The 18,509-nt window shown below is 45.4% G+C and carries 8 protein-coding genes; 5 read left to right on the plus strand and 3 right to left on the minus strand.

The window, feature by feature from the left end; all coding sequences use genetic code 11:
- The first annotated feature begins 814 nt into the window (after positions 1-814).
- The 3 genes from BLV86_RS13290 to BLV86_RS13300 all read left to right on the plus strand — a co-directional run bounded on the left by BLV86_RS13290 (position 815) and on the right by BLV86_RS13300 (position 9,652).
- Positions 815-6,592: a vWA domain-containing protein gene (locus tag BLV86_RS13290; RefSeq protein ID WP_090818380.1), complete on the plus strand. Its 5,778-nt coding sequence runs from the start codon at positions 815-817 to the stop codon at positions 6,590-6,592.
- A gap of 206 nt (positions 6,593-6,798) precedes the next feature.
- A complete protein-coding gene (locus BLV86_RS13295; RefSeq protein ID WP_031551090.1) occupies positions 6,799-7,902 on the plus strand; it encodes a DUF7601 domain-containing protein in 1,104 nt (367 codons plus the stop codon).
- A 529-nt stretch (positions 7,903-8,431) separates the two neighbouring features.
- Positions 8,432-9,652: a Spy0128 family protein gene (locus BLV86_RS13300; protein WP_175456558.1), complete on the plus strand. Its 1,221-nt coding sequence runs from the start codon at positions 8,432-8,434 to the stop codon at positions 9,650-9,652.
- 241 nt (positions 9,653-9,893) lie between these two features.
- Here BLV86_RS13300 and proS read toward each other — a convergent pair whose 3' ends face one another.
- The 3 genes from proS to BLV86_RS13315 all read right to left on the minus strand — a co-directional run bounded on the left by proS (position 9,894) and on the right by BLV86_RS13315 (position 14,478).
- Positions 9,894-11,330 carry a proline--tRNA ligase gene (gene proS, locus BLV86_RS13305; RefSeq protein ID WP_031551087.1) on the minus strand — a complete coding sequence of 479 codons (1,437 nt, stop codon included), beginning with the start codon at positions 11,328-11,330 and terminating at the stop codon, positions 9,894-9,896.
- Positions 11,331-11,924: 594 nt separating this feature from the next.
- Positions 11,925-13,139, minus strand: a complete 1,215-nt coding sequence (gene aroC / locus BLV86_RS13310) for a chorismate synthase (protein WP_090818386.1) — start codon at positions 13,137-13,139, stop codon at positions 11,925-11,927.
- Positions 13,140-13,401: 262 nt separating this feature from the next.
- Entirely contained in the window at positions 13,402-14,478 is a 1,077-nt protein-coding gene (locus BLV86_RS13315; protein WP_090818388.1) for a lactonase family protein, read from the minus strand.
- Between the two features lie 484 nt (positions 14,479-14,962).
- Between BLV86_RS13315 and BLV86_RS13320 the strand changes: the two genes are divergently transcribed.
- On the plus strand, positions 14,963-16,315 hold the full coding sequence (locus BLV86_RS13320) for a CCA tRNA nucleotidyltransferase (RefSeq protein ID WP_090818392.1): 1,353 nt from the start codon (positions 14,963-14,965) through the stop codon (positions 16,313-16,315).
- Positions 16,316-16,660: 345 nt separating this feature from the next.
- Positions 16,661-18,343 (plus strand): phospho-sugar mutase, encoded by a 1,683-nt coding sequence (locus BLV86_RS13325; RefSeq protein WP_031551072.1) that lies wholly within the window; start codon positions 16,661-16,663, stop codon positions 18,341-18,343.
- Positions 18,344-18,509 lie beyond the last annotated feature (166 nt).

Consider the following 18,509-nt stretch of genomic DNA (forward strand, 5'->3'; position numbering starts at 1 on the left):
TTCGGTTAGTCTCCTTATCATATTTGATTAAATGAGTATAAATAGTGATAATTACACTCCTTAAACTAATTTAAATTGACATATCAAAAAGACTAATCGAAGTATTATATAAGAGCATTATATCATAAATGGACGGAGCAGAATGCCCAATAATTCCTATATATCAGAATAATCAATATACTTGATTGGTTGATAGACAATAAAATTAGTATAGTTTTGGATTATGTGTCTCCGGAACCGGAGAATTTGAATTCTATATGAATAGAAATATCGAAATGTTATACATGTACTTGATCGATTCGCTTATAATACAAGGAGTCGAGACAAAAGTCAACAATGATTTAATGACAAAACTGTGAACAGATGGCTCTATTATAGATGGGTGATACAAGATATGAGTCATACAGGCACCGAAGAAATAAAAAAAAATTCCAAACGAGAGGGTTTTCACCAGTGAAAACTCTCTCGTTTTTTGTCTTTTCTACCTGTGGTTTATCATTCAATATTGTATGAATATTTATACAAGCCTCTTCATTCCCCAAAACTTATTTCTTCTATAATAAAAAGCAAAACATTGACTTAAATTTATCAATATATTGACTTAAAATTATCAATCCTCTTTGATTTATAAACTTTCTGTTTAACTTTATAAACAAAAGAAAGAATTTCCTAAAAACAATATTAAAAAGAAGATTCTTGCAAAAAACTCTTAAAAATTAATCTTTTTTGTAATACCCCCCTTGCTATGTTAAGGCTACAAACGATTCAGATAAATTTTCAGATTAGCAGTTGGATTTTTTAGAGGATAGAGATTATGAAACGAGCTAAATATTCAATCAAAAAATCAATAAAAAAGGGGTTAGCAACACTATTATCTGTATGTCTCATAGTATCAGGAGTACAGACACCTGTATATGCAGCTGAAGCCTCAATTCCGACAGAGTCCACTGCAACAGTATCAGGGCTCGTAAACAAAAAGGTTGTACTTGACCTTTTAAGTGACGATCTGAGAGACGCAGCTCTGACGGCAATCCGTGAGAACCGGCTGTTCGATGCAGGGGACTATCTGGGGGCGACTTCAGACAGTAAGAAAGCAATAAAAGAATATGAGGCATTCTTCAACAGGAACCCGGGACTGTACGTAGTAGAAGTTCCCGATTCAGTGAAAGATATCCTTTCAAGTGAAGCAGAATCAGAGCTTAGGATATTCGTTCAGAAGGACGAAAAGAAAGCCAAGGTTGATCTTGAAGACGAGAACGCAACTGATGAATCGGTTCTTTCAAGAGACGTAAACTTCCGTTACGGAACTGAAGATGACATCATCCTTTACGAGCCGTCATCACAGATCGACACTCTGGTAAACGGCGGAGAGGATGCTTACTACAGAGATCCGGAACAGGACACAGCAGATAACTCAGATTATCAGCTTACCGGAAAAGAAAAGATCACCTTCATGTTTATCAATGCTTCCGACGGATCAGTAAGATTCACACTTAAGGTTGACGGCGTCAAGTACGATTCCGTAGAGGTTTGCGGAAGAACAGCAGCTCTCAAGAGAGTACTTGCACAGGCAGGCGTAAAGAAGACAGAGGAGACAACAGCAGCGGTAGTTCAAACCACACAGGCGGTTGAAACTACACAGGCACCGGAACTTGTAAACATTGGCACCGGAGCTATAGAAACAGAAGAACTTACACAGCCCGGTGAAGAAAACATTCAGGAAGGAATAGCAGATACATCCGAGATTATAACACCGGAAGATAACGAAAATGGCAGCACTGAAATCTCAAATCCTGTTACAGCTGAACAGGAAGCAGGAGCAGGGGAATCCACAGACATAGAGAACGGTGCTGATACAGAAGATAACAACCAGGGTTACATCGAGGCCGACACAAACACATCACAGCAGGAGTTGACAGAAAACAACGCAGCAGAGCAGACAAACGATGACACAGCAGTGGTGACAGATGATGATTCAGCAGAGTTAACAAACAATGATGCAGCAGAGTTGACAGATAACGATACAGCAGAGATCAGCGATACAGAAGATAATGCTAATGTCGAAAACGAAGATGGAGCACAGGCACAGATCGAAGACATTGAAGATAACGAAGATTCCATCACAGACCAGATCTCAGATGCAGTAGACAATGTATCAAACATAATACTTGGAAGAATGGTTGTTTACGCTGAGGTCATAGGCGAGGGATACGTTTTCGAAGAAGAGCAGCAGGGTCCCGAAACAGAAGAAGAGGAAAAAAATGAAGATATAGCTGCAGAAGCGGGAAACACAGACGGAAATGACAACGATGCAGCAGACAAACAGGAAATACAGGCAGACTTAGACGACAACAATGGAGCAGCAGAAGGAGGACAGCAGGGCGGACAGGAATACGGACAGGAAGAAGGACAGCAGGATGGACAGGAAATCGAACAGCAGAGTGATGGACTCGGAACAGAGACATTGGAACAGAACGATGGATCCGGAGCAGAAATAGTTGGACAGAATGAAGCAGGATCAGGAAATGAATCAAATGTAACTATAGTGGACATTTTCACAGAAGATAATCAGGAAGAAGGGGTTCAGAACGATACAACTTCAACAGAAATATCCACAGGGGATGTACCGGAAACAGTCATCGAGGGAACGATTCCTGAAGGACAGATGACACTGGAAGACCTTACAGGAATGATGGCTGAACCGGAAACCACAGCAGCGGCAGAGATTCAGAAGCCGGAAACAACAGTTAAAATGCCGGTTGCTTCACCATCTGAGGTCGAGGAGACAAGTGGTGAGTACGACGACTTTGCAAAGGCACTTATAGCCGAAGTCAAGGAAGCTGTTCTGGAAGACAAGGAAGCTGCAAAGGAAGATTTAAAGGTAGCGAAGATCGTACAGTACTCCATCGGTTCACTTGGAAAGATACATTACCTCACTGAGATAGATGGATACTCAGTAGAAATATTCGCAGCACCTGAAGCATTTGGCGGATTCAAACCAAATCTCGAAGTTAAGAGACTTTACAAGCCGGAAGAGAATGACGGAACAGGAGATACTCCTACAGACGCAGAAATCGCAGAGCTTAAGGCAAACGGAATTTACGACAACTCACTATTACTTGACATAAGCTTTAAGAATGACGTCGGTGACGAAGTCGAACCTGACGGAAATGTAAATGTAAGAATAACCTTAAACGATGAAGACCTTCTCAAGAAGATAGATGCATCTTCACTGGAAGTTCATCACATCAAAGATAACAACAGCACATTAACAACAGAAAAGGTAGCAGAAAAGGAAGAGGTAAAGATACTTGACGGAAACGACGTACAGATCAGTGATTCGGATCTTGAGGCTCATGCAGAAGCAATCGCAGCAGGTGAAGAGAGTGACGTAGAGGTAGCAAGCGCGGTAGCAGAGTTTGAAGTTTCAAGCTTCTCGGTATTCGCTATAACCTGGTACGACAACGACACAACACTTCTTTCCTTCATCCAGGTACATTACGTTGACATCAACGGAAACGAAATACTTGATCCGGAGCTGGATGGACAGAGCATAAGCCTTCCGGCAAACGGTTTAACACTTGCCAGCATCGAGGGCGGAGTTACCAATTATGACTACAAGGAAGCCAGATTAGGCAGTACAAACGGTCAGGTGATCACAAAGGTTGCACAGGGAACTTCCAATCAGCAACAGAAGCATTACGTAGATTATTTCAATGGAAGCGAAATGGTGGCGAGAAATACCATCAGTAATAATTATAAATTTAAGGCAACTGAGTATGGATGGGTTGATCAAAGCGGACATGAGCTGGTTTACGAAGTTGAACCCGGGGAAGGTTACGATTATTACATTCCATCCGAAGGAGGAAACAGATTATTTAAGCATCTTGGTGAACGTACAGGCATAAGTCCTATATACTCCTTAGATTATTATCAGGGAGCATATCATGTTACCGAGTATACGGGCGACAGATATGTATACGAAAGTCTCAACCCGGATTACGATGTGTACTTCATTTACACCCCTAAAGATTATGAGCCGGGCGGTGATCCTCAGGTAGTAGATCTGGGAGCTCCTGCAGCTAATAAGGAACTTACAGAAAACGGAGACGGAACCTATAACTTAACCCTTAGCGTTACAGGAAAATCCCACGCACAGGAATCTAAGACAAAGGCCAATGTAGTAGTGGTACTCGATCTTTCAGGCAGTATGGGTAATTCAGCTCCTCCGGTAGAACCGTATTCGGTTTCAGAATATGGAAACTACTACAAAGAAGGAAATGATTACAAGCAGTTATACGTCAGATCATCGTGGGGATGGGGATACACCGCTGCATCAGATGGAACGCAAAAAACTGTATATACCAAGAATGGCAATACATACACCGAATATCACGGAACAAGGTATTCAAAAAATGCGAATGGAACAAGGTTAGATGTAGCTAAAGCAGCAATCAACTCTCTTGCAGATACGTTGCTTGCGAATAATACGGAAAATGATCCGGACGCAGTTGAAATCGGACTTGTAACCTTCGCTACAAGAACAGAAGTTTACAGCCCTACAACAGATGCAGAAACATTTAAATCTACAGTTAACGGCTTAAAAGCAAACGGAGGTACAAACTGGGAAGGCGGACTCCTGGATGCAAACGGATACTCCTTCGGACTTGGAGATGATGATCCGGTATACGTAATCTTCGTATCAGACGGAAAACCGACCTTCAGAACAAACGCAAACGGACATACATCAGATTTCTACAGTGGTAGCGAAGATGTATATGGAAACGGTCAGGAAGGTGATACAAACGTTGCACGTTGTTTGAACGCAGCAGTAAAGGCGTCCACAGCATTGATAGGAGCAAACAAGAGACTTTACGCAGTTAACGCATTCAGTGGCAACGGTGCTACCGGAGCAGAAAACAACATGAAGGCACTGTTCGGAACTTCAACACCGAATTACTTCAACGCAACTGACCAGATAGCATTAAATGCAGCATTCGGAAAGATCATAAAGGAAATCGAAAACGACCTGGCATACGCAAATGTAAGCATTGTCGATGGAATCACAAATCTTACAGCAACCATGGAGGTTCTCGGAACTACAGGTAACTATACATACCAGATAGTCAAAACTGACGGAGAAGGACACGAAGTTGTAACAGAAAACGCAAATGTTCCCGAAGAGATAAAGACAGCAAGCTACGAAAACGGAACAGTTAACTGGGACGTTGGAGGAAACGGTTATCGTCTTGAGGATGGCGCAACCTACAAGGTAAGCTTCACGGTATGGCCGAAGCAGGAAGCATACGACCTCCTTGCAGACGTAGGAAACGGAAAGGTAGCAGTTGAAAATCTTCCGGCAGGATTCGTAACAGATGAAAACGGTAATGTGGTTTACAGAACCAATACAGGAGCATCGGTTTCCTACCAGACAGTAAATGTAGTGACTGAGGACGGACACGAAACAATAACTTACTCAGATGTTAAGACAAGTCCTATAAATGTTTATCCGACCATGAACCTCACAGATACAAAGGTATCCTTCCAGAAGAAGTGGAAGCTGGATAATCCGAGTCAGTCAAGACTTTTCACACATGACACCATACAGATCAACCTGCAGAGAAAGAACGAAGCAGGAGAATATGCAAACTATTTTGCAACTCCACTTTCACTGGACGGTACAGGAGCTGTAACTTCAGAAGACGGTTTAGAGATCACATGGACAAATGATCGCGAGATAGACATCGCACCCGGTATCCTGGTATCAGAAGCAAACGGTAATGTACACGGCTTCAATAAAGAAGGCAGCACGGCACAGCTCTTAACAGTGGAAGGAACCAATCAGAAATACTACTTAGTAGAGAAAGGACATGATTACAGGTTTGACGAAAAGGTCGGAAATGCAAGCTTCGAACTTCAGGAAGTTGTTTACCACCCGATGGTAGTAGACGGAACTCTCAAGAGCGTAGAACTTACATATGACGGCAGCGGAAATATCACAGGTATCAAGAGCCTGGGTGATGTCGAAGAACTTACAACACTTATAGCAACAAACGTTGTAAAGCTTGATTTACTCGAGGTATCCAAGAAATATCTGGGAAATATGGCGACAGCACAAGAAACCGCATTTGATTTGTACCTTTTCGCAGAAGACGGCACAACACCTGCAGTTTACACAGAAAACTATATTGAATCTCTTAATGAAGATGGAACGACGGTTGTTAAACAGTCTGACGGAGCTTACCGATTCACCATAACACCAACAACTCTCGGAACTCCGGCCACCGCAACAATTGTACTTCCTACAGGAGTTAAATACAAGGTTTCTGAAGTGAAAGAAAATAAGGATTATGCAACCTACAAAACCAAGTGGGGAGTAGCAGAAAATGCAATAACAAATGAAAGCAGCATTACAAGCATTCAGGTTCTCGGAACAGTCAACGCTATATATTTCGTAAATGAAAACAATGTTATAGCACCGACAGGATTCAACGATGACATGAGACCATTCATGGCACTGGCACTTGCAGGATTCGGAGCAATGTTCTTCCTGGCATGTGATTTCGAGAAGAAGAGGATGTTTGAAGATTAAAGATTTAAGCGAATACTAAAAATGAGTCCCGGGGATCCGGACAAAGATCCGGATCCGGAAGGACTTAAGAAAGAACAAAGGAATCAGATAACAGAGAAAAGTCAAAATAAAGGCGTAGACATTATTCAGAACTCAATAAGTACATGCGTAGGTACTTATAAAAATAAAGACACAACATAAAACTAAATTTTAGAGAGGGGTTTATCATGAAGAAGAACGTAAACAAATTAATGGCAGTTATCACCACAGGCATTCTGGCAGCAACCATGAGTTTAACAGCATTCGCAGCTAATGAAATTGCAATCCCCAAGAAGGTACCGACAGATACCAACAACCACACCATGGCACCTGAGACAACCTTCGAGCTTGAAGTAACAGCTGGCCCATCAGATGCAACAACTGTAGACCTTTTGGGAAACGATGATCAGACTCATACTTATCAGCTCACCCCGGGAACTGCAGAGCAGATCACCGGAATGACCATAACGGGTGCAGCATTTGCAAACATCACCGAGTACCCGGCAGATGGAGTTTATCAGGCAGATTTCGGAATCAAGGTTCCTGACAGTCTTTACTCAGTACCCGGAGTTTACTCCTACACAGTAAAAGAGAAGAACGGCGGCTACAGCGGAATTACATACGATGCCAATACCTACTACATGTACGTAAGTGTAGTAAATAAGGAAGGCGGCGGAGTAAAGGTTGACAATGTAGTTATTGCAAAGGACGACGGCACAAAGATAGCTGACATTACTAACGACTTTGGTGCAGAAAATAATACAACACACGATCTTACAATCACAAAGTCAGTTACCGGAAATGCCGGAGAACTTAACAAGGACTTCACATTCAAGATTTCAATCCGTGCTAAGGCAGATACAGGCGCATCAAGCGCTCAGGAATTCCAGCTTGAGGATGCAGATGGCGGAAAGCAGAATATCGCAGCAGACGGAACAGAGGTTGCAGTAACCCTCAGTAATAGCGAGGCAGTTCACATTTACGGACTTACAGGCGATTACGATGTATACGTATCTGAGAACGAGGCAGGACTTAACGGTTACACAACAACTTACACAATCACAGGCGATGATGCAGGAAACACAACCGCAGCACAGGCACTTGTAGATGCAGATGCAAAGGCAACTGTAAACGCACTGGCTGATGGCGCAACACTTACCATCATCAACGATAGAAACAATGTAACACCTACCGGCGTAGCAATGGATATTGCTCCATATGCACTCATGGTAGTTCTGGCAGGAAGCGCAGCAGTTACATTCCTTAGAAAGAAAGATCAGTTCGAAGAGTGATAAAAGGAAAGGGTTAAAAGAACATATACAAAGATACAGTGAAATCTAATCACTATTGAAATCGAAAAGCGTAGGAACCATAAACAAAGTATTTTAGACATTAGTCACAGTAAATAAATTAAGAAACCTGTAAGGGGGTCTGACCCCATTACGGAACTATAAACAAAGTATTTAAATATAAATTACAGGGAAAAGGATCAGGCAAGACCTGAACAAACCTGAAAGATGTAAGAAACCTGTAAGGGGGTCTGACCCCCAATGAATAAACTATCAATCTAAAATTTAGTAGTGGTCCGGGTGGAGCCCTTCGGGGCTCCACAGGATACAGATAAAAGGATTGAGATGAAGATTTCCGGTGAGAAACCAAAGCTGCAAAAACAGCAGAGAATGGAAGATAATTTCCGGAGATTGAGACAAGATTTTTCCGGTGAGAAGCCCAAAAGGGTTTAGATGATACCGGATGCAGAGACATTAAACTAACAGACAGGTCGAGTGCCGACAGAGCAAACCCCTAAGGAGGCTCGTGATGATGAGTAGAAATTCTGGAAATAAATATATAGGAGCATTCCTGGTAATGCTGTTTGCTTTGCTCCTTAACATCAGCGTTTTTGCAGCAACAGGAAAATATGAAGCAGCTGTGAAGATTCCTGTGAGAGTTACTCTTGAGGGAGAGAAAGCATCTTCGGAGGAAGTAACCATAGTGATGACTCCGCTGGACGATGCACCGGCATTTGATCAGACTTCTCTAAAGGTTCAGGCTAAAAAGGGCGAGACAGTGGAGGCTGAATTTACCAGGACCTTCACAGAGCCTGTAGATTTCAGATATGAGATCAGAGAGACAGCCGGAACTACAGATGCATACACATACGACGACACAGTATATACCGCCATCGTTTTCGTAGAGAATGATCCGGAGACCATGGGTTTAAAGGCATCGGTAGTAAAGGTTTATAAGGATGACGATCCGGGAACAAAACAGGATGCAGCTATCTTCATAAACAGATACTGCCCGGCGGAAATCGATCCTCCGGTAAACAAGGTGGTAACCAATGATTCCGGAACAGCACCGGATACAGCAAAGTTCCATTTCACCATGAAGGCAGAGGACAAAACATTCCCGATGCCGGCAGGAAGCGTTGACGGAGCCAAGACAGTCGAAGCAAGAACAGGTGCCGTAGAGTTCGGAAAGATAGAGTACGAGAAGGCAGGAACCTACACATATAAGATTTACGAGGAAAAGGAAGGCCTTTCAAATTTCACCTACGATACCGCTGAATACACAGTTAAGGCAGTAGTTGAAAAGAAGGCAGGAGTTCTGACAGCCACCATGACAATCACCAAGGGAACAGAAGCTGTTGACTCCATAGAATTTAACAACCATTACGGAGAAAAGAAGGAAGAGACAGCACCGGCAGAAACCCAGCCTGCAAACAACGGAAGCAGTTCAGGATCAGAACCTAAGGATAATAGAAAGAAACATGAAAGAGAAGAAACTACAGATCCCGGTGGAAGCGTTCTCGGAGCAGTAAGAGATGCCATCGAAAACGGCCCGGTGGGACAGGTTCTCGGAGCAGCCCGTGATAAAATCGAAGAGAGCCCGATAGGACAGGTTCTCGGAGCAGTAAGAGGAGCCACAAGAACCGGAGATAACAGCTTCATGATGATTTCTGCAATTTGCTTCTTAACAGCTCTGGCAGTGATGATCGGTTGGGTAATGGCATTCATGAAAAAAAGGATGAACGGAATGTAAGTGAAATGTAAGGGGCTCAGACCCCATTACAAAATCCTTAACATCAACCGCGAACAAAACTGTAGAAGGAGCCGGAATCAATTACAGAGAATAAAGGAAATAGGAAATAAGAGATAAGAGATAAAGAAAAATAATAGATTTAGAAAAACAAGGGAGAGAAGTAAGAATATTTAAAGAAAGGAAAAAAGGAAGGGAGCACCGCATCCGAAAGGATGGTGGTGCTCCTGTTTTTTCTTCTTGATTAATATGCTCTGCCCCAGTAAAGCATCTTTGTTGCAGGCTTTCCGCAGACAACGCAGTTGTCGGAGATCTTCTCCTGCTCGAAAGGAATACATCTTGAAGTGATTCCTGACATATCCTTAAGCTTGTCCTCACACTCACGGCATCCGCACCACATAGCCTTTACGAAACCGCTCTTTGTGTTAACGATCTCAACAAGCTCATCCATGTTTGTTGCGCTGGAGGTGTGGTCCTCAAGGAACTTCTTTGCTGTCTCGAACATATCCTTCTGGATCTGCTCAAGAACCTTAGCAACCTCTTCCTCAAGATTCTCAAATGCCACCTGGATCTTCTCACGGGTGTCACGGCGAACGAGAACAGCATGTCCTGCCTCGATATCCTTAGGTCCGATCTCAACTCTTAACGGAATACCTCTTACTTCGCAGTCAGCGAACTTGAATCCCGGAGACTTGTCACTGTCATCAACCTTTACTCTGAATCCGGCATTGATAAGCTGATCCTTGAGAGCATAAGCCTTATCAAGAACGCCTTCCTTCTTCTGCTGGATAGGAACCACGCAGATCTGGATAGGAGCGATACGAGGCGGAATCTTAAGTCCGGAGTCATCACCGTGAACCATGATGAGAGCACCGATCATACGTGTTGTATAACCCCATGAAGTCTCGTGAACAGGCTTAAGCTGGTTGTCCTTGTCGAGGAACTGAACATTAAATGCCTTGGCAAAGTCAGAGCCAAAGTTGTGTGAAGTTCCGCACTGAAGTGCCTGGCCGTCGTGCATGAGGGCTTCGATAGTATATGTAGCTACGGCACCTGCGAACTTCTCCTTGTCAGTCTTCTTGCCCTTTACAACCGGGATAGCGAGATACTGCTCGGTGAAGTCAGCGTAAATGTTAAGCATCTGTACTGTGCGCTCTTCAGCCTCTTCAGCGGTAGCGTGAACAGTGTGGCCTTCCTGCCATAAGAACTCTCTGGTTCTCAGGAACGGTCTTGTGGTCTTCTCCCAACGAACAACAGATACCCACTGGTTCAGAACCTGTGGAAGATCTCTGTAGGACTTAACTACCTTTGCAAAGTAGTCGCAGAATAATGTCTCTGACGTAGGACGTACACACATCCTTTCCTCAAGCTTCTTCTGTCCGCCTTCTGTAACCCATGCAACCTCAGGAGCAAATCCTTCGACGTGATCCTTCTCCTTCTGAAGAAGTGACTCAGGGATAAGCATTGGCATAGCCACGTTCTGAACGCCTGTGTCCTTGAACATCTTATCGAGAACGTTCATGTAGTTCTCCCAAAGAGCGTAGCCCGCCGGGCGGATGACCATGAAGCCCTTTACTGAGCTGTAATCGCAAAGCTCTGCCTTCTTAACAACGTCTGTGTACCACTGGGCAAAATCCTCCTCCATAGGAGTTATCTGCTCAACAAGTTTCTTGTCTGCCATGATAATAGCCTTTCTTAATATATATTTGCAGGGGCATCAGCGCACTTCCGTTGTGCCTTGCCGCTGCAGGTTTTCCCGCGAGCCCTTGGCCACGGGGGTGTTTGCCCGTTAATTGTAACAACGAGGGGGAGCTTTTGCAAGAGCTCTGCTCCTTTACATGATGGATAGTCAATAACAGCCCGTGAAATGACTTAAATTAGATATTACTAGAATTGAAGTCAACAATAGCAAGCCTGTGGAGTGACTTAAATAATGTATTTCTGGAATTGAAGTCAACAGTAGCAAGCCTGTGGAGTGACTTAAATCATGTATTTCTGGAATTGAAGTCAACAGTAGCAAGCCTGGGAAATGACTCAAATCAGGTATTTCTGGAATTGAAGTCAACAATACCGAGCTTGAGAAATGACTCAAATGGAACAATATCGGATTTGAAGTCAATATATTACATCTATATACATGACCTAATTTCAAGATAATAGATTTTAGGTCATAGAGCATCCTGCAATAATTGACTCAATTCTGAATAATAATCAATATGAGTCATATAGGCACTTATGGATTATTGACTCATCATGAAGAATATGAATATGAGGCTCAATCTTCCGGGTAAATATCTCTTAGGTTGTCCATCTTGCACCCCATGTTCTCCAGGAGCAGGTCAAGTATGGTGGCAGCCACCATGCACTCGACGACAACATTGGCACGCTCAACGACGGTGGGGTCGTGACGGCCCTTGATCTCGATGGTGACGTTTTCGCCATCCTCGTTGGCGGTGTGCTGAGGCTGACCGATGGAAGGAGTGGGCTTGAAGTAGGCTCTGATGACGATCTCGGCGCCGTCTGACATGCCTCCCAGGATACCTCCTGCGTGGTTGCTGGTGACCTGGAAGATCTCCTCCATCCCGCTGAACTCGCCGTTCTCCACCATCTCTTCATATTCTTCCGAAGAAAGAGGCTCCTGACCATGAGACATACGGAAGTGATTTATCTCCTCAAGTGAAGGCTCGTGTTCGATGTCTTCATTGTCCTCCATATCCTCCAGGGGAGCAATGGGAACGGAAACCGCCTCGAATCCGTCATTGTTCTCTGAGCCACGCATTCGGGCAACCTTTGTGCCGTCACCGATCTCTACGGCCTTGACTGCACCGATGGACATGATAGCCTTGGCGAGGTTTGCGTCCAGCTTGTCGAAGACCGGCTCTCCGATCCCGGTGGGCATGTTGTTGACAAAGCAGGTCACCACGCCGCCGGCGCTGTCCATCTCGCTCTTAAGCTCCAGGATTTTCGCGTCCGCAGCTTCCCTGCCCTGAGGTGTAGTCACATCAATTCCCGCAAGCTCTGTAACCTCGGCATCCACAGTGATTCCGATATCCGCAAGAACCTTGGCAGCCACCGCGCCGCCGGCTACCCGCGCCAGAGTCTCACGGCCGCTGGACCTTCCGCCTCCGCGATAATCCCTGAACCCGTACTTCTGGAAGAATCCATAATCCGCATGTCCCGGACGGAAAACATGGGCGATATCCGAGTAATCCTTACTGTGCTGATTGGTATTTCTGACAATGATAGCGATAGGAGTTCCGGTTGTCACACCCTCAAAAACGCCCGACAGAATCTCGATCTTGTCGTCTTCCTTTCTGGCAGTGGTCTTCAGGTTCTGCCCCGGCTTTCTCCTGTCCATGTATGGCTGAATGTCATCTTCCGAGAGTTCCAGCCCCGCCGGACATCCGTCAATGACTACACCTAGTGCAGGTCCGTGGGACTCACCGAAAGTAGTTATCCTGAAAAGTTTTCCAAAAGTATTACCGGCCATATATATCTATATCCTTTCAAGCAAACATTTTTTCAATATACAGCAGAGATGCCTCTCTGCCCTGGGGTTAGACATTAGCCCTGAAATCCCTAACCCTCTTCGTTGTGATAATAACACAAAATCGAGTAGAAAGGCATACCCTTCTACTCGACCCGTAATATCTGCTATTCCAAATTCTGATTGATGTGTATCCATCTGTCTCTGAGAGATAATGTATCTTTCCAAGTGAATTGATGGAGTGCTGTGCTATCTTCGCTGCTGATTATTTTTTCTGAGGAAGCTTAACCATGCAGATGCAGTTCGGCTCATCCACGCGGATTTCTCTTGCGCTCATTACCAGCAGGCCGTTGTCATAGTCAATGCTGAAGAAAGTCACGGTGCCTGACTCGTGGTTAGCCACTGCGATATGCTTCTCATCAGGGAAGATGCAGAAATCCTTAGGATAAATTCCTGCGATAGGAAGACTTCCCTTCATGGTAAGGAGACCGGTCTCCACGTCACGATCGTATATGGAAACTGTATCGTTTCCGGCATTGGAACAGAAAACATGCTTTGCTTCCTTGTCCGGAGAGAATCTCATCTGTGCTGCCGCAATGAGATTGGTGTCGCCCTTTTCTTTGTGGGTGGGAATTTCCTGTATCTTCTCAAAAGTAACGTCGTCGTAGCCTGCGCCCTCTTCCATGCGGTAAACGCCGATGACATTCTTTATCTCATACATAAGATAAAGATACTTTCTGTCGGGAGAGAAACGGAAGTGACGGGGTGCAGATTTCAGCTCGCAGCGGATGGTGTCGATCTGGCGCATCTTTCCGTCGCCCTTGTCAAATCTGAAAACACGCACCTGGTCTATACCGAGGTCAGCAACCATGATGTACTTCTGGTCGTCTGTCATTCTCGCACAGGATACATGGGGGCGGAAGGTTCTTTCTGCAACGGAGCCAATGCCTTTGTCATAAACACCGTCGACGATAGGTCCTACTGAGCCGTCTTTCTCCAGCTTGAGAAGTGTTGCCTTTCCGTCATGATAGCCTGAAACCATGATGTACTCATCATACTGGTCAACGGCAAGGTGGCATCCACGCATACCGCGGATGTTTCTCGTATTAAGCTTGCTGAGGGATCCGTTCTCCATGATACGGAAAGAAACGATACCCTCGTCTGAGATTGAATATAAGGTTCTCTGGTCTCTTGATGCTACAAGATACGAAGAATTGTTGACCTCGATCTCTGTTCTCTTGATGAGAACGCCTTTCTCCACATCAACGTCGCATATGGTGATTCCCTTTGCGTTTCCGGTATAGCTGTATGAACCGATATACGCCATGTATTTGTCTTTCATGATCTGCCTCTCACAACGTCCGAACTCACGGGCGTGACTCTCCTTTGGAATAATGTTTAAACTTCTCCATATTCTAACACAGATTGCGGCATTGTTACAATAATAACAGGTTACACTTTTTGCTATAATAGGGTAAAATAGTTAACAGTTCAGCCTGTGAACCATGGTGTACGAATGAGTAGTAGATATTCAAGTTCTGCTGCTCCATGACCCAAAACTCTAAAATCCGGAAATGAGTCATTGTTAAGAACGATTCTACATGACCCATATCAACAAAACACCAGATATGAGTCAATGCCAAGTCCGATTCTACATGACCCATATCATCAAAACACCAGATATGAGTCAGTGCCAAGTCCGATTCTACATGACTCATATCCCCGTAAAGCAGATTATGAGTCAAGCAAAAGCCTGGTCCACCGGCTGAACTGTTACGTAAAATATTGTAATGGGGTCTGACCCCATTACAATGGAAGGAAGACAGATGGAAAAGATAACATTACCGGAAAACGTAAAACATATAATTAAGAAGCTTGAGGATGCGGGTCATGAGGCCTACGCCGTGGGCGGCTGCGTGAGAGACTGCCTTCTGGGGCGGCTTCCCGAGGACTGGGATATAACCACCAGCGCAAAGCCTGAGGAGATCAAGAAGGTGTTCAAAAGAACCATCGACACCGGAATACAGCACGGTACCGTTACGGTTCTTCTGAAGGCTCACAAAGGAGAGGATGAATCAAAGGAAGCTGAGGCCCTGGAAGGAGTTGACTATGCTCCGGGCGCTGCCGATATGCAGTCCACCGTTCGCACAGGCAAGGGCTTCATCGGCTACGAGGTAACCACCTACCGAATCGATGGCGAGTATCTGGATGGCCGCCACCCCAGCACAGTGACATTCACCCCGTCCCTCCACGAGGATCTCGCAAGAAGAGATTTCACCATCAATGCCATGGCCGTTAATGCTGACTCCGGCCTGGTGGATGACTTCGGCGGCATGAAGGACATGGAGGCTCATGTCATAAGAGCAGTGGGCGATGCGAAGCAGCGGTTTACGGAGGATGCCCTCAGAATGCTTAGAGCCCTGAGATTTTCGGCGCAGCTCGGCTTCGAGATCGATCCGGAAACCTACGAGGCCATAAAGGAACTGGCTCCAAACCTCACTAACGTGTCAAAGGAGAGGATCAATGTTGAGCTCACAAAGCTTCTCATGTCAGATCATCCGAACCATATAGCCCTTGTGTCGGAGAGCGGACTTTCCGGTTATATTTCCGATCATTTTGATGATGCCTTTGATGTTACAAACGAGATGGGCGCGCCTTATCCCGATATCCGTCAGTGGATCCCCGACGGAATCCCGAACGAAAAGTATGTGAGATGGGGCACCTTCCTGAGAGCGGTTCCGGAGGAGGCAAAGATCATCCTTAAGGAACTGAAGATGGATAACGACACCATTGATAAAGCCCGGATCATCGCGGGACTTTTCGATGAGGATCTTCCGGAAAGCATTTATGAAGTGAGAAAGACTCTGTCGGTTATAGGCTTTGATACCTACCTCGCATTCCTTGATGCAGATGAATGCTTAAACCGCCAGATAACAGGTGATGAACCGGCAAAGCGTCTCGAAAGGATCAGGGTAACGAGAAATCACGTGGAAGCCGTTAGAGATGCGGGCGACTGCATTAGCCTCTCTGACCTGAAGGTCACAGGCACAGACCTCATGGAAATGGGAATCCCCAAGGGACCAGAGGTTGGCATGATCCTCAACATGCTCCTGGACGAGGTGCTGAAGGTGCCGTCGAGAAACGAAAAAGATGTGCTTTTGGCATTGGCCAGAAGATAAGAAATATAGCTTGAGTCTGAGGGCATCCATTTAAAGCCGTTAAGCTGAGTCGTGAAAAATCAAAATCGGCCCCCTTAGAACCACTTGGATTACTTTTTCCTTAGCACCCTCGCCAAGTCAGAGTTTTCATAAAGAAAATCTCTGACATTGGCGAGGGCCTAGTGGTTCTTAGGGGGCCAATTTTAGATTTTTCCGACGAAGCGCCTCGGCTTTAAATGGATGCCCTCAGACTCTTGATGATACCGTCTAAAATTGGTATATTTATAAGTAGCTTTTACATTTATCATTAATCACCTCGACCGTGCAAAAATCATGCATGGCGGGTCATAGAGAGGGGAACTAAATATGTATCAAGATGAATATGAGCGCTGGCTTGCTGCCGACCTTCAGGATGTTGATTTAAAGACTGAGCTTCAGGGAATCAAGGGTGATGATGAAGCTATCAAGGAGCGTTTTGCGGTTGCATTAAAGTTCGGAACAGCAGGTCTCAGAGGAACTCTCGGTGCCGGAACAAACCGCATGAATATCTGGGTTGTTCGTCAGGCTACACAGGGTGTTGCTGACTGGGTAAAGACTCAGGGCGGCACACAGACAGTTGCCATCAGTTACGACTCTCGTCTCAAGGGCTGGAATTTCGCACGTGAAGCAGCAGGCGTTCTCGCTGCCAATGGTATCAATGTTCGTATCTATGACGAGCTTATGCCGGTTCCCGCACTTTCCTTCGCAACCCGTTACTACAAGTGCAATGCAGGTATCATGGTTACAGCATCTCACAACCCTGCAAAGTACAACGGCTACAAGGCATACGGTCCTGACGGCTGCCAGATGACAGATGATGCGGCAGCTATCGTTTATGAGCAGATCCAGAAGACAGACGTTCTTACAGGCGCTAAGTACATCAGTTTCTCAGAAGGTGTTGAGAAGGGTCTTATCAAGTTCGTAGGCGACGATTGCAAGAAGGGCCTTTATGATGCCATCGAGTCACGCCAGGTTCGTCCGGGTGTTGCAAAGAACTCAGGACTCAAGCTGGTTTACACTCCTCTCAACGGAACCGGACTTGTTCCCGTTACCAAGGTTCTCAATGACATCGGCATCGACGACATTACCATCGTTCCCGAGCAGGAGTACCCGAACGGTTACTTCACAACCTGCTCATATCCTAACCCTGAGATCTTCGAGGCTATGGAAAAGGGTCTCGAGCTTTGCAAGAAGGAAGGCGCAGATCTTCTCCTCGCAACTGATCCCGATGCAGACCGTGTTGGTATCGCCATGAAGTGTCCGGACGGAACTTATGAGCTGGTTACCGGAAACGAGATGGGTGTACTTCTTCTCGATTACATCTGCGCAGGCCGCAAGGAGCAGGGCACTATGCCTGAGAAGCCCGTAGCAGTTAAGTCCATCGTTTCCACACCTCTTGCCAATGCTGTTGCCGAGCATTATGGCGTTGAGCTGAGAGAGGTTCTCACCGGTTTCAAGTGGATCGGCGACCAGATCGCACAGCTTGAGGCAGCAGGCGAGGTTGAGCGTTTCATTTTCGGATTTGAGGAGTCCTATGGATACCTTTCAGGCTCATACGTAAGAGATAAGGATGCCGTAGTTGGTTCAATGCTTATCTGCGAGATGGCTGCTTACTACCGCTCAATCGGTTCTTCCATCAAGCAGAGACTTGAGGAGATCTACAAGGAGTACGGACGTTACCTCAACAAGGTAGATTCCTTCGAGTTCCCCGGTCTCAGCGGAATGGATAAGATGGCATCCATCATGGAAGGTCTTCGTAAGGAAGCTCCCGCAGAGTTCGCAGGCAAGAAGGTTGTTAAGGTTACCGACTACGAGAAGACAGAGGAGACAGGACTTCCAAAGGCCAATGTTCTCATCTATGGTCTCGATGACGGTTCTACCATCGTCGTAAGACCTTCAGGTACAGAGCCGAAGATCAAGACTTACTTCACAACCCTCGGTAAGGACCTCCAGGCAGCAGAGGCTGAGAAGGATAAGCTTGCAGCAGCTGTAAAGCCTATACTCGAGTGATTTAATGAATAAGGTTTAAATTTCAGAAAAGGATTGTCGCTTGAGGCGGCAGTCCTTTTTTCGTGGGTAAATCACCGGCGGATGGTGTATATATTAACCAGAACAAAAAAATATGATATTATAGTGCAGTCACGTATGTGGCTGCATTTTTTTGCGACACAATCCA

Source organism: Oribacterium sp. KHPX15, from assembly GCF_900107835.1.
GTDB lineage: Bacteria > Bacillota > Clostridia > Lachnospirales > Lachnospiraceae > Oribacterium.